Origin of the sequence: Plesiocystis pacifica SIR-1 (assembly GCF_000170895.1) — a bacterium.
Classification (GTDB): Bacteria; Myxococcota_A; Polyangia; order Nannocystales; family Nannocystaceae; genus Plesiocystis; species Plesiocystis pacifica.
In genome coordinates, this window is record NZ_ABCS01000036.1 from 71,648 (window position 1) to 85,032 (window position 13,385).

10 protein-coding genes and 1 pseudogene are annotated in these 13,385 nt (G+C 69.8%); 3 read left to right on the forward strand and 8 right to left on the reverse strand.

Annotated elements, in window-relative coordinates:
* Positions 1-46: 46 nt before the first annotated feature.
* The 6 genes from tagF to PPSIR1_RS50225 form a co-directional block, all read right to left on the reverse strand.
* Entirely contained in the window at positions 47-991 is a 945-nt protein-coding gene (gene tagF, locus PPSIR1_RS19390) for a type VI secretion system-associated protein TagF (protein ID WP_006972823.1), read from the reverse strand.
* Complete coding sequence (gene tssM, locus PPSIR1_RS19395; RefSeq protein WP_006972824.1) at positions 988-4,626, reverse strand: type VI secretion system membrane subunit TssM; 3,639 nt, start codon at positions 4,624-4,626, stop codon at positions 988-990. The genes tagF and tssM overlap by 4 nt, the downstream gene beginning before the upstream one ends.
* Positions 4,627-4,653: 27 nt before the next feature.
* Positions 4,654-5,439, reverse strand: coding sequence for a DotU family type IV/VI secretion system protein (locus PPSIR1_RS43200; RefSeq protein WP_006972825.1), 786 nt, complete (start codon positions 5,437-5,439; stop codon positions 4,654-4,656).
* 32 nt (positions 5,440-5,471) lie between these two features.
* On the reverse strand, positions 5,472-6,833 hold the full coding sequence (gene tssK, locus PPSIR1_RS19405) for a type VI secretion system baseplate subunit TssK (RefSeq protein WP_006972826.1): 1,362 nt from the start codon (positions 6,831-6,833) through the stop codon (positions 5,472-5,474).
* Positions 6,834-6,894: 61 nt separating this feature from the next.
* Complete coding sequence (gene tssJ, locus PPSIR1_RS19410) at positions 6,895-7,578, reverse strand: type VI secretion system lipoprotein TssJ (RefSeq protein WP_006972827.1); 684 nt, start codon at positions 7,576-7,578, stop codon at positions 6,895-6,897.
* A 68-nt stretch (positions 7,579-7,646) separates the two neighbouring features.
* Positions 7,647-9,101, reverse strand: coding sequence for a Flp pilus assembly complex ATPase component TadA (locus tag PPSIR1_RS50225; RefSeq protein ID WP_006972828.1), 1,455 nt, complete (start codon positions 9,099-9,101; stop codon positions 7,647-7,649).
* Here PPSIR1_RS50225 and PPSIR1_RS50230 point away from each other — a divergent pair.
* A complete protein-coding gene (locus PPSIR1_RS50230; protein WP_006972829.1) occupies positions 9,040-9,777 on the forward strand; it encodes a hypothetical protein in 738 nt (245 codons plus the stop codon). The two genes, PPSIR1_RS50225 and PPSIR1_RS50230, sit on opposite strands and share 62 nt — an antisense overlap.
* 845 nt (positions 9,778-10,622) lie before the next feature.
* Here PPSIR1_RS50230 and PPSIR1_RS51285 read toward each other — a convergent pair.
* Positions 10,623-10,814: pseudogene (locus PPSIR1_RS51285) on the reverse strand (FHA domain-containing protein); the annotation flags it as partial.
* A gap of 346 nt (positions 10,815-11,160) precedes the next feature.
* Between PPSIR1_RS51285 and PPSIR1_RS19430 the strand changes: the two are divergent.
* On the forward strand, positions 11,161-11,775 hold the full coding sequence (locus PPSIR1_RS19430; protein WP_157595724.1) for a hypothetical protein: 615 nt from the start codon (positions 11,161-11,163) through the stop codon (positions 11,773-11,775).
* Positions 11,775-12,806 (forward strand): hypothetical protein, encoded by a 1,032-nt coding sequence (locus tag PPSIR1_RS19435; RefSeq protein ID WP_006972832.1) that lies wholly within the window; start codon positions 11,775-11,777, stop codon positions 12,804-12,806. Before PPSIR1_RS19430 ends, PPSIR1_RS19435 begins: the two co-directional genes overlap by 1 nt.
* An 89-nt stretch (positions 12,807-12,895) precedes the next feature.
* Here the strand turns inward: PPSIR1_RS19435 and PPSIR1_RS19440 are convergent.
* Positions 12,896-13,385, reverse strand: a 490-nt coding sequence (locus PPSIR1_RS19440; protein WP_006972833.1) for a type VI secretion system-associated FHA domain protein, incomplete at its 5' end; no start/stop codon positions are given.

Sequence of the window (13,385 nt, forward strand, 5' to 3'; positions counted from 1 at the left end):
GCGAAGGGGCGCGGTCGTGGACGTCAGCGGCGGTGCGGGGGAGACTTCAGTGCGAGGGCGCGATGCCGTCGAGCAGCGCGGCGCCGCTTTGGCCCGGGCGATCGATGACCTGGCGCTGCTGGGGCAGCAGCAAGTTCGCGCCGCGGGCGACCTGCTCCTCGTCGTCGGGGACCACCGGCCAGATCGACTGGTCGAAGGTCCCCGGGGTCCCGAGCACGCCGAGCAGCTTGGACCCGGGGCTGCCGAGGGTCAGGAGCATCCGGTACTGGCGCTGGGACCACATGAAGCTCGGCGGCGCGGTCCAGCCGAGCACCCGGCGGCACAGGTCGAGCCAGAACACCAGCTCGCTGTCGGCGGTCACCGGGCAGTCGAGGGTCACGCCGACGCTGCGCGGCGCCTGGCCGGCGACGCGGTAGCAGGCCGTGAGCACCATGCCCAGGCCGTAGATGTGGTCGTCGGTCCAGCGGTCGCCCTCGGGGTTGCCCGTGGGTCGGCAAAACAGGCGGTCGAGGAGCTCGTCGGCCGAGATCGCCAGCAGCTGCTGCCAGCCCTGCTCGAGGGCCGCGGACACCTGCGCCGGGGTCGGCTGGGGCAGCTGCTCGAGCATCCACGGCAGGTGGCTCGGGTCCGCCGTGTCGACCCGCGTGAGCAGGTCCGAGGCGGCCTGGATGAAGCCCCCGTAGGCCCGGGGGATGCCGGCGAAGTTGCGGGCGTGGGCGGCCCCGTCGATGTGGTGGAACACCGCGAGGGGGAACTCCCGGCCGACGCCGTCTTGGCTGCCGACCATCACGCCCACGAGCACGCCGACGTTGTTGGGGCCGCGGAAGACGAAGGGCACGGGCTCCGGGGGCAGGTGCGCCCGCAGGGCCGGCAGGGACATCACGCTCTCGCGCAGCCACTCGTCGAGGGCGCGGACGACCTGGGAGCCGATGTTGACCCGGACGAAGTCGCGCTGCGAGGGCGTCTTGCCGAACAGGCCGACGCTGCTCACCCCGACTCCTCCACCTTGCAGCTGTAGCCGCTGATCACCGAGCGCGGCACCCTCATGGAGGTGAACAGGCCCAGGTACTTGTTGGTCCCGCGCGAGGGCACGCCGAACAGCGGCGTCTCGGCCCGCTTGGGCCGCAGCCGGATGGTGATCACGCCGACTTGCTGGTCCGACAGGTCCCACTTGATCGAGTAGACCTGCTGACCCGCCGAGCCCGACACGTTGGCCTCGGCGAGCAGGCGCCAAAAGCCCCACTCGCCCTGGCGGCTGACCTCGCCGTTGCGGCCCAGGCCCTTGGCGCGGATCGTCGCCCCGGGGTCGCCCTCGGTGCCCGGCCAGGTCATGGGCTTCCAGGTCTGCGGGCCGTTGCGGTACGAGACCTTGGTCCCGTCGACGCTCAGGGTGATCTCCGAGACCCCCGGCGTGCCGTCGATCTGGACCTCGAAGTCGAACTTGGGCGCCGTCGCCCCCGGCGGGAACATGACCGAGCCAGCGTCGGCCATGTCGGTCAGGAAGTCGGGCATGCGCGGGTTGACCGAGAGGGTCGAGGCCTTGCCGCCGGACTTGATCTTGAACGAGTTGCCGTTGCGCTCGACCCGGTTGGTCAGCACGGTGTCGTAGTACTCCCACACCGGGCTGGTCTCGCCGAACCAGGCCCCGAACTCGGACAGGGGCAGGTCGTAGCCCTTCTTGTCGAAGGGGTACTTGGTCGCGACCTGCTCTTGCCAGGGCTGGTAGACCGAGCTGCACCACGAGGCGCCCAGCTGGTTGCGCTCGCCGCCCTCGACCACGCCGCGCACGGCGTCGAAGGGCGGGCGCAGGATGTTGTCGAAGCGGCTGCGCCAGGGCTCTTGCTGCTCGGCGATCTGGCCCTTGACCACGTTGGTCGTGGTCTTGAGCTTCTTGCCCAGCCCGCCCATCTCGGCCTCGTCGTCGATGGCCGCCTGCAGGGAGTCGCGCACGGCCGTGAGCTGCTCGGCGTAGACGTCGATCTGCAGGGCGCCGGCCGCCGGCGGCGGGCCGTCGGGGTCGGCCTCGGCCTCCACGTCGACGCCGAAGCCGACGAAGGGCACGAAGTGGTTCTTGACGTCGCGGCGCTCGTAGAGGGCCCGGGCGCCGTGCTCCATGGCCTCGGCCTCGAGCTTGTCGCGCAGCTCCGGGGTCAGGCTCTTCTCCCACCACGGCGAGTCGGCGCCCTCTTCCTGGGGCGCCTCCTTGAGCTCCACGTGCCAGCCGACCTGGGTCAGGATCACGCGCAGCGGCGTGCCGGCCCGGGCCAGGTCCTGGAACATCTTGAGCGAGCCCGCCATGTCCTCCGCCGGCTCGACGTAGATCTTGGCGATGAACTGGTCCCACTCCTTGATGTACTGGTCGAAGTAGCGCGAGCGCAGGCGCAGGCGATCCTCGAGGCGGCGCTCGCGGGCCTGCTTGTCGGTCAGGCCCAGGACCCACTCGCCGCCGACGAACTCGCCCTGGGGCTTGGCCAGCTCGCCGCGGGCGTACTTCTCCCAGCCCTGGCGGGTGAAGGCCCCGCGCACCCGGATGCCGCCGTTTTTGTAGACCGAGGTCCCGAGCTTCATGCCGGTCAAGGTCACGTCCTTGACCCCGGCGGTCTCGCCCGCGGCCTTGATCAGCTCGGCGAGCATGGCCTCGGTCCGGTCGCTGCGGCGCAGCACCTTCTGGACGTTGGCGACGAGCTCCTTGTCGGGCTTGATCTCGAGGCTGCGCTGCTCCCGGAGCACGCGCACGTACTCCTTGGTCATCGTCAGCATCTTGGCGTAGCTGGGGCTCTCGCTGTCGATCAGCAGGGCGTCGCCCCACCACCGCGCGAGGCGCTCGGCGAGCCACTCGTCCTCCTTGGCCGCCTCGGCGACGACCACCTCGAGCTCGGCTTGCTTGTAGTCCGAGAGCGGGCCGGCGAGGAGCAGGTAGGCGCGCAGGGACTCGAAGGCCGCGCCCGACTCGTCGACGGGGGGCTCGTCCTCGTCGGTGGGGTAGCGGTTGGCGAAGTTGGTCAGCTCGAGGCGGCGCTCTTCGAGCAAGGGCACGATCAGCTCGGCGCGCATGGTCCGGCCGAACAGCGAGCGCGCCGGGTCGAGGACCTGGTCGCCCTGGTACATGCCCCAGCGCAGCTTGACCGGGGTCGAGTCGTTCTCGAACTCGTAGACCTTGTCCTGGGCCTCGTAGAGCGGGTAGATGCGCTCGACCGGGGCGATGGCCGCGCCCTCGTTGGGCTCGGCGACCTTCTCCGTCGCCTCGTCGACCTCGCCGAGGACCTCCTGGTTGGCCTTCATCGAGCGGATCGGCAGCACCGTCGCGCCGATCGCCGTCAGCAAGATGCCGCCGGCCGCCGCCCACTTGACGACCTGCGAGCGCAGCATGTGCTTGGCGCTGCGCCGGGCCAGCTCGCGGTCGGCGAAGATCACCTTGTTGAACAGGTTGCCCAGGAAGTAGCTGCGCGCCTCGGTCTGCTGGGCGCCGAGCAGGGAGTTGGCCTGCATGCCGAAGGCCTGGGCCATCGAGCCCATCAGCCGATCGATGGGCCGGCCCTCCTGGGTGCCGCTGGTGAAGTAGCAGCCGCGCAGCATCGGCGTCTCGGCGTAGACGTTGCCGGTGAACACCATGCCGATGAAGCTGGCGAGGTTCTCGCGCAGCATCTCGAAGTGCTGGGGGAAGGCGTAGATCTTGCCGCGGCTCTCGATGCGCCGCTCGTCGCCCATGCGCTTGAAGGCGCGCTGCTCGGTGCGGTCGGCGAGGCGGTCGAACTGGTCGCAGAAGGTGCCCACGGGGTCGACGCCCGCGTGCGCGCCGGTGACCGGGAGGGTGAAGCCCCAGATCTGCCGGCGGTCGTTCTTGCCCATCTCCGAGTACATCTCGACGAAGCCGGGCAGCAGGTCACACTTGGTGAACAGCACGTAGACCGGGACGCTCATCTCGAGGTGCTTGGTGACCTCGTCGATGCGCGCGCGGATCTTCATGCACATCGTGTTGAGCTCGTCCTCGCTGGCCACGGCCAGGTCGGACACGGCGACGGCGAGGAGGATGCCGTTGATCGGCCGCTTGGGCCGGGTGTCCTTGAGCAGGTCGAGGAAGGCCAGCCACTCGTCGCGGTCGGTGTCCTCGGTGGTGTAGCGGCCGGCGGTGTCGACGATGACCGCCTGGTTGGTCATCCACCAGTCGCAGTTGCGCGTGCCGCCGATGCCCTTGACCGAGCCGCCGCCGCGCTCCGAGAGGTAGGGGAACTGCAGCCCCGAGTTGCGCAGCGCGGTGCTCTTGCCGACGCCGGGCGGGCCGATGATCACGTACCAGGGCAGGGCGTAGAGCGCCTCCTTGCCCAGCTTCGAGCCCTTGAGGGCGCCGACGGCCTTGTTGAACTCGGTCGACATCGCGTTGATGTCGGCCTGCATGTCCGGGCGCGCGCCGGCAGCCTGGGCCGCGCCCTGCTTGGCCAGCGCGGCCTCGATCTTGGCCGCCGCTCGGCGTGCCTTGACGATGCCCCAGATCACCACGACCGCGAGGATCACGATGATCAGCACCGTGGCGAGCACGGCGATCCAGGTCGGCAGGCCCAGGAACCACCACAGGCCCCAGACGACCAGGATCAGCAGGACCGCGAAGACGTACTTCAAGATGCTCATGGTTTTCGACCTCCGTCTCCTCGGCCCTCAGCCCTCGCCGCCAGCCTTGGCGTCGTCGCCCGTCGCCTGCACGCTCGCGCTCGCGCTCCCGCCTGCGGCCTTGCCCGGCTCGTCGCCGGGGCCTCCGCCCGCGCCCACGCCCGAGTCGGGGATCGGCGACACCGGCCCCATGCGATCGACCAGGTCCTCGCGCTGGTTGTTGAGGCCGATGCGCAGCACGATCAGCAGGCCCAGGGAGAACAGCAAGAAGAACAGCGCGATCCAGATCGCCGGGATGCCGTCGGCCCGCCCGGTGTCCTCCTTGGGGCGCAGGGGCTGGACCGAGAGCGGCTGATCCTTGAGCTGGTTGCGCAGCGCCTCCTTGACCCGGCGGACGATCGCGTCGAGCTCGAGCTCGCCGCCGCGGATGGCGTACTGGCCCTGAAAGCCCATCAGCAAGCAGGTGTAGAACACGCGCAGGATGTCGACCCGGCCCGGGTCGCTCATCACCGCGTTGAGCCGGTGGAAGAAGCCCTCGCCGGCCAGGTTCTCGTTGAAGTAGTGCAGCTGGAGCGGGCGCTGCATCCAAAAGTCGCGGATCGCCCCGCCCTTGTGCAGCGCGACCTCGTCGGCGAGGGCGACCACGGCGTAGGCCATGTCGACGACGTCGACCTCCTCGTAGCCGAGCTCCCGGGCGTGGGCCAACATCTGGTCGATGAAGCCGCACAGGCGCTGGTAGGGCATCTGCGGGGAGGCCATCGCCGAGGCGTCCGCGGCCCGGAACTGGATCAGGGCGTTGAAGCAGTCCTTGGTGACTTCGTTGATGCGTTCCATGCTCCGCTCCTAGATCTGCGTCGCGGTGAGGCTCAGCCGTCCGTGCGCGGGATGCCCATGAGGAAGAGCTTGGCCCGCTTGGCGTCGTAGGGCGGCGGCACGTAGATGGCGATGGTCCGCTCGGCGAGCACGTCTCGCCAGTAGCGGTCGTCCTTTTTGATCATGAAGTAGACCTGCCCCGGCTTGATCGCGACCTCCGTGGGCGGGCGGTGCGTGGGCAGCAGGGGCACGCCCGGGGTCGCCGACTTGACGATCGCGCTGATCTGCTTCCACGAAGACATCTTCGACAGCTGCGGCAGCTTGTTGGCGACCTGCTGCTCCGGGGCGTCGGCCTCGACGGCCAGCACCCAGTCCTTGCAGTCGATCATCCGCTGCTCGCCGAGGCGGCCGATCCACATGCCGTCCTCGCGGGCCTCGAGCGGGATCTTGATGCTCATGTCCTTGACCGCCGCGCCCAGCATCGTCTTGATGTGGTCGAACATCACGCTGAAGCAGGCGCGCAGGTCGAGGTACTGGAAGCGCGGGAAGGTCGAAGGATCGATCTCGCCGGTGAAGCTCGACAGCCCGCCCGCGTACTGCAAGAGCATCAGGTAGGCCGCCAGCGGCGAGGTCTTGGGCTCCTCGCTGACGTGCTTGAGCAGCGGGATGCCCGAGTTGATCGCGTTGAGGAACAGGTAGCGGGTCACGTCGGCCGAGGCGAACTCGATGGACGAGGCGTCGCGCTGGCGCCGACCGGCCGTCAGCGCGCGCTGCTTGACCACCGACAGGCTCATGATCTCGCGCATCCCGGCCATGATCACCGGCGAGGCCCCGATGTTGAGCACCGGGGGGATGTAGTCCGGCGAGAGCATGAACGAGCCGTCCTCGTCGCGGACGATCTCGGCGATCTTGACCTTGATGTGGTCCTCGTCCTTCTCGCTGCCGAACAGCAGCACCGGCGCGGCCTGGCCGAAGTCGAGGTTGCGGACGTTCTTGCTCATCGACAGGTCGCCGACGGACTTGGTCACCGTCAGGTAGCGGCCCCGCCACTCGCTGTCGACCTCGTGGAAGTTCGACACGCCCTCGCGCAGCCGCGGCACCCCGAGGTTGACGTGCAGGGACTTGGAGGTCGCCGGGAAGTGGTCGCTGATCGTCCGCGAGGGCACCTCGAGCTCGCCGCGCAGGTCGAGCCCGTCGGGCATCGAGCCGGTGACTTTGGTCAGCTGCAGGCGCCCGCTCTTGAGGGCCCCCGCGTCGAACTCGACCTCCTGCACGCCCCAGCTCAGGGGCGTGCACGCGGCCAGGCGCTCGTGGAGCACCTGGTCTTCGTAGAGCTCTTGTTGCTGGAGGTGTTGCGGGGTGATCAACATCCCCTCGCGCCAGATCACACGGTCGTGGTGCTGCTTGCGTGCCATGGACGGTTCGTCGTGGTCGTGGTCGGTTGAAGTCGAGTCGGAGACGGGAGGAAGGGAGGCGCTACTCGCTGGCGGTGGTCGTCTTGGGCGTATAGACCGGGGTGCAGGTCGTCTCGAGCTTGGCCTTGTCGAAGCCCGGCGGCACCGACTTGCCGCCGTCGACGGTGTTGCGCTCGAACATCAGGTACACGCAGGGCGTGCCCAGCTCGTCGGGGTTGCCGCCCTCGCGCTTTTTGTCGCAGGCCTGGCGCCCGTAGGTGTCGGGGACCTCGTAGACCCGAAACCAGGTGTTGCCCACGGGCTGCTGGAAGCCCGCCGCGACCAGGATGAAGCGCGCGTCGGCCTCGAGGGTCAGGGGAATCTCCTCGACGCCCTCGGGGAACAGCTGGATCTCCTTGTCGGCCAGGTACTCGTCGCCGAGCGCGGCCTCGTGGTCCTCCCACAGCTCGCCGGCGTCGAGGTTGCGCGTGGCCAGGTCGCCGCTGAGCTGGTAGAGGCGGACGACCGTGGGCAGCGGGTTGCCCTCGGAGTCGAGGTTGAGCGCCGCGTCGGCCTGCATCCCGACCACGACCTCTTCGAACGCGTAGTCGTCGGGGGAGCAGCTCTCGCGCTCTTGCTTCTTCTTGCACGCGCTCAGGCCGAACGAGGCGGACAGGCCCAAGGTCAGTCCCAGGGCCAGGCTGAGCCCGCGGGCGCGGGGCGAGGTCACGAGGAGGGGGGAATCGGCGAGGACGGGGCGGGGCATCGCGGTGGAATCTCGGGGCGCGTTTGGTGAGGGGGTGGACGGGGGTGGAAAGCGAGTGTAGGCGGGGTCTACTGGCCGAGGGCTGCCAGGCGCGCCGGATCGAAGGGTACACCCCGACGCGCCAGCGCGGCCACGCAGCTGGGGTCGCCGTGGTGGTGCCACACGCCCTCTGGCGAGGACCGGCTCAGCAGCTGCCGGGTCTGGCCGCGGCGATCGAACTCGGACACGGTCACGACGGCCTCCCCACCGTCCGAGCGGGGGGCGAGGGTCAGGGCCAGATCGAAGGTGTCACCGACCCGGCTCGCCAGGGTGTTGCGCTCGCGACCAAAGCCGCCGAGGACCAGGCCCTCGACGCAGGTCGACAGGGCCTCCTCGGGGGTCGGCGAGCGCAGGCTGAGCACGACCTGGGCCAGGCCGCGCTCGAGCCCGGACCAGATGCTCGCCAGGCCCGACCCGCCGCCGCGGTGGACCATGAGGCGGGTCGCCCCGGCGTCGACGGCCAGGGAGATGGAGGCCCCGGTCAGGCCCGGCTCGGCGTCGAACACCAGGGCGCCGTTGGGCGGCGCGACCCGGCCGCCGGTACGGACCAGGGCGAGGCGTTCGGCGGCGATGTTGCCCAGCTCGTGACCGAGGGCGGAGAGCAAGGGCGCGCCGTCCGTGCCCTCGCCCAGGCACAGCAGCAGGCTCCCGCGGCCGCGGAACAGCGCGACCAGGAGCTCGGCCAGGGCCGGGGGCAGCACGCCCTCGGCGACGAGCTCGACGAGCCCCTCCCCGCGGGTTGGGGCCGGGCGCTCGATGACCACCACCGGCCCGCCCGGGGCCACGCTCGCGTGGGCGCCCCGGATGTGGGAGCCGTCGGCGAGGTAGAGGTCGAGCCAGGGGTGGGTCTCGTCCCAGCGCACCCGGGCGTCGGCGAGGCGGCGGACCAGCAGGCCCACGGCGTCGGGGCCGGAGAAGCCCGCCGGCAGGCGCTCGCGCCCGTCCTCGCGCACGACCCAGACCTGGTGCGGACCGCGGACGACCACCTCGCGCACGGAGGGGTCGGACATCGCGTCGGTCAAGGGCCCGTACTCGAACAGCTCGCGCAGCAGGGCCTGGGCCTCGGACTCGGTGTCGTCGAGGTCGAGCTCGGGGTGCTCCTTGTCGAGCACCGCGATGCGCCGCTTGGCGCCCACCCGCGCGGCCTTGCGCTGCTTCTCGCCGTCATCGGGGAGGTCCCCGCCGCTGACCCCGAGGTCCGAGAGCATGTCCCGAAGGACCCGCGCGCGGGCCACGTAGTCCGGCGGGCTGCGGCGCAGGATCTTGTCGAAGGCCGGCTTTTGCTCGGGCTCCTTGCGCCGGCGCTTTTGGGCGACGAAGGTCCGCGTCGCGGCGTGGGGGTTGGGCGGCGGCTGGGCCGGGCTCTTTTTCTTGGCAGCGGGCTCGGGCTCGAGCTCTTCGATCTCCGGCTGCGGCGCGGGGGTGGCCTGGGGCGCCCGATCGACGATCGTCGACGCGGAGTGCGAGTCGGAAGCCGGGTTCATCGAGGGCGGCGCGCCCATCGACGGCGGCGCGCCCATCGACGGCGGCGCGGCGTCCATCGACGGCGGGCCGGCGTCCATCGACGGAGGTCCATCCATCGAGGGTGGGCCTCCCAGCGAGGGCGGCGAGTCCATCGCCGGTGGGCCTCCCAGCGAGGGCGGCGAGTCCATCGCCGGCGGCGCGGCGTCCATCGACGGCGGTCCTCCCCCCATCGACGGCGGTCCCTCCATCGAAGGCGGGCCTCCTCCCATCGACGGCGGCCCATCCATCGACGGCGGGCCTCCTCCAATCGACGGCGGCCCATCCATCGACGGCGGGCCTCCTCCCATCGACGGCGGCCCATCCATCGACGGCGGGCCTCCTCCCATCGACGGCGGGCCTCCTCCCATCGACGGCGGGCCTCCTCCCATCGACGGCGGTCCCTCCATCGACGGCGGTCCCTCCATCGACGGCGGTCCCTCCATCGACGGCGGTCCTCCCATCGACGGCGGTCCTCCCATCGACGGCGGTCCCTCCATCGACGGCGGTCCCTCCATCGACGGCTCGTCCGGCTCGATCTCCTCGAGCTCTTCGATCTCCTCGAGCTCTTCAATCTCCTCGATCTCGACGGGCGCAGACGAGAAGCTGGGCGGCTCGGCCGATCCTGGGCGTGGCGGACGGTTGCCGCCGCTGCCGTAGTCTCCACCGCCCCCGTACTGACCGTCGCCGTAGTAGCCCTGCTGGCCCTGCTGACCTTGCTGCTGCTGGCTCCACTGGTCTTGCTGCTGACCCTGCTGACCCCACTGGTCCTGCTGGCCCTGCTGACTCCACTGGTCCTGCTGGCCCTGCTGCTCGTGGCCCTGCTGGCCCTGCTGACTCCACTGGCTCTGCTGACCCTGGTCATGGCCGCCGGACTGCTGGCCCCACTGGCTCTGCTGACCTTGCTGACCTTGCTGACCCTGCTGGTCATAGCCGCCGGACTGCTGCCCCCACTGGCCCTGCTGGTCGTAGCCCTGCTGCTGCTGGTCGTAGCCCTGCTGCTGCTGGTCGTAGCCCTGCTGCTGCTGGCCCCACTGCCCCTGCTCGTAACCCTGCTGCTGCTGCTGGCCCTGCTGAGCCCACTGACCCTGCTGGTCGTAGCCCTGCTGGCCCTGCTGCTGCTGGCCCCACTGACCTTGCTGGCCTTGCTGGTCGTAGCCCTGCTGCTGCTGACCCCACTGGCCTTGCTGGCCTTGCTGGTCGTAGCCCTGCTGGCCCCACTGTCCCTGCTGGTCCTGCTGCCACTGGCCTTGCTGGTCGTAGCCCTGCTGCCCGCCGCCACCGATCTCGCCGGCGACGGAGCCCGAGGCTCGCGCCTGGCGGAGCGCGTCGACCTGATCGGGCGAGGCCATCTGCGTCGAGCCCGTCTGCACGGGCACCTGGGGAGCCGGCGGCGGCAGCTGCTGGCCGGGGAGCGCGACCTCGATCTTCACGTGGCAGACGTAGACCTCGTCTTGCAAGGTGATGGGCGCGCTGCCCTGGATGCGCTGACCGTTGATGAAGGTCCCGTTGGTCGACTGCAGGTCGGTGATGTAGAGGTAGCCGTCCTGACCGATCTGGAGGACCGCATGACGGCTCGAGATGCCGCGCTCGGCGAGCACGAGGTCGTTGGCCGAGACGCGGCCAATGGTCACCTCGGCCTTGTCGATGGTTTCGATGCGCGGAGGCTCGCCCTGGGTCGAGATCCTGATTTGCATGAGCGGTCCTGGGGACCCGAGGATGACCCGGCTCGCGCCGTGGTCCAACAGCTTTCTCACTCCAGTGCGGATCCCCAGCTCGAGCCCTGCGTGGGCTTGATCCAAAGCGCGAAAAATCCTCGCAGCGCCGCCTTCGGCTCTCCGTGACCCCCGCCGACGCCCCGATGAGCCCGACCACGGCCGGCCCCGGGGGCCCGCCTCCAAGCGGGTAGCCCCTCGCCCCTGATTGGGACAGAAATCGCCGTTGCGCGCCCTGTAACGGGCCCTTGACGTTGACTTCGGCGGTGGCCTGCTGTACGCATGAATGCCGAAAATGCGCGCGCCCGCCTTCCATCACCAGCGAATCGTGCGGACGCTGAGCGTCCTTGCCCTGTCCCTCGGCCTGAGCACCACCACCGGCTGTGCCAAGCGCCTCCGGCTGACGCCGGCCGAGTTCGAGCGCATCGACAAGCAAGAGCAGGCTGTCGATGACCTCCGCGTGTTCGTGAGCAAGAAGCTCATCGTCATCTACGAGGAGGCCGGCGACGACGAGGACTACGACGTCAACAAGACGATCACGGAGTCCAACGAGGACAACCTCCTCAAGGTGATCATCGCCAAGAACACCCGCGGCGTGATCGTCGACACCGACCAAAAGAACGGCGCCCCGCTGATGTGGGTGACCTTCACCTCGAGCTGCAAGGACAAGGACTGCGCCTACGGCTTCGTGCAGGCCGAGGACGGCGTGTTCCGCCTCGCCGTGATGCCCGAGCGCGAGGGCTACAAGCCCCCCCGGGCCTACTACATCAACCACCCCAAGCGGCAGATGGAGCCCGGCAAGCTCAAGTCGCTGGCCGAGAAGAACGACGTCTACTTGTGGAAGAACAAGCGCGGCAAGGTCTTCTCCATCGACCTGATCGTCAAAAAGCGCAAGGTCAACAAGACCGACACCAAGGTCATCCGCGACGAGGGCATCAAGTGATGCGGCGCGACGCCTTCACCTCCCTCGGCCTGGCCCTGCTGCTGGGCGCGGCCGCGGCCGCCACGGCCGTCGCCTGCAAGAAGGGCCCGACCGGCCCCATGCCCCTGTGCACCGCCGAGGTCGCCAGCGGCACCGCCGTCGAGTCCGAGGTCCAAGAGCTCCCCGCGGACATCTGGTTCTCGATCCTCCTGTCCAACTTCGACCGGGACAAGATGCTCCCGGCCGACGCGCCCCAGGACTGCACGGGCTCCGACTCCCTCACCCCCACCTTGCCCCCGCGCATCGAGGGCGAGGAGGAGGCCGAGCCGAACACCGTCTCGGGCTGCCCCGTGGGCAAGGACATCGAGACCGGCCGGCTCCCCGCCCGCCCGCTGACCGACGCCGACATCGTCATCAACGAGGGCCCCGAGGGCTCGAGCCTCGTGTGGGTCAAGGCCACCCACTACGACTCTGGCGAGGCCGTCGGGCCCGTCGCCCGGGTCGAGTGGACCGACAAGGGCGTCGCCGTGCGCAACCTCGGCACCCTGCGCGCCTACGCCGAGAAGGCCCGCATGCGCATCGAGGTCACCGGCGCCGGCGCCAAGCTGCTCGTGGTCGAGAGCGACAACTGCAGCTTCGACGACAAGATCTGCCAGCGGATCATGAAGCTGCTGCCCGTCGTCAACGATCGCTTCGTCACCGTCCCCCTCAAGCAATCCGCCGACGAGGGCGGCGCCTGCCTCGGCGAGGCCGAGTTCGCGATGTTCGAGCAGTACACCTCCGACCTACCCGACGGTTGGGTGCGCAAGTTCGAGATCGTCCGCAGCGTGAGCTTCGACGGCGAGGCCCCCCTGGTCGCCGAGCAGATCGTCATCCGCGACAAGGACCCCGAGCAGCCCGAGGCCCCGCCCCAGGACTTCCGCTCGGCCGCCAACGACCGCAGCCTGCTCTACCAGGACCGCTACTTCGAGACCCGCAAGAGCGTCTGGGACGAGATGATCGAGAACTACGGCTCGGTCGCCCACGACGCGACGGTCGAGGACGAAGAGTAGACCCTCGTCGCCCACGGCAAGAAGAGCGCGGGTGTCCTCGGACACCGCGCTCTTCTCGTATCTGCCTGGTATCTGCGAAGCCGAGCCTGCTAGCTGCTGCCCACTTCGGAGTAAGCCCGGGCGAACTCGGGACCAAAGACCAGCGCGGCCACGCCCCGCTCCTCGATGTTCTCCGCGTAGCGCTCCGTGTACTTCTTCCACGCCGACGCCGACTTGTTGAGCCCGCCCACGCCGCGCTCGATCTCTGCTGGGCGGAACTGGTCGAGCATCGCCTGCGTGCCCTCGACGACGCCGTTGATCAGCGCGACCTGGTGGAGCATGAAGTCGCTGTAGACCGCCGAGAGCTGGGCGTTGCGCTCGGGGCCGCCGCGGCGCCAATCGAGCAGGTAGTCGAGCACGTTGCGGGCATCGGCGGCGGCGTGCAGGGGCGTGTACTCGCGGATGGTCCGCACGCCCATCTCCTCGCCGAAGCGGGCCTGGACGTTGCGGATCTCGACGAAGGCCTGGGCCGTGGTCTGGAGGATCTCGGCCATGCGCGCGAGGAAGGCCGCGGCCTCGTCGTCGTTGCCCGGGGGCTCG

Bases quoted from the DNA above. Each gene is read 5' to 3' on its own strand.
- PPSIR1_RS19435 (WP_006972832.1), top strand. From the start codon at position 11,775: ATGCGGCGCGACGCCTTCACCTCCCTCGGCCTGGCCCTGCTGCTGGGC.
- PPSIR1_RS50225 (WP_006972828.1), bottom strand. From the start codon at position 9,101: ATGAACCCGGCTTCCGACTCGCACTCCGCGTCGACGATCGTCGATCGG.
- tssJ (WP_006972827.1), bottom strand. From the start codon at position 7,578: ATGCCCCGCCCCGTCCTCGCCGATTCCCCCCTCCTCGTGACCTCGCCC.
- tssK (WP_006972826.1), bottom strand. From the start codon at position 6,833: ATGGCACGCAAGCAGCACCACGACCGTGTGATCTGGCGCGAGGGGATG.
- PPSIR1_RS43200 (WP_006972825.1), bottom strand. From the start codon at position 5,439: ATGGAACGCATCAACGAAGTCACCAAGGACTGCTTCAACGCCCTGATC.
- tssM (WP_006972824.1), bottom strand. From the start codon at position 4,626: ATGAGCATCTTGAAGTACGTCTTCGCGGTCCTGCTGATCCTGGTCGTC.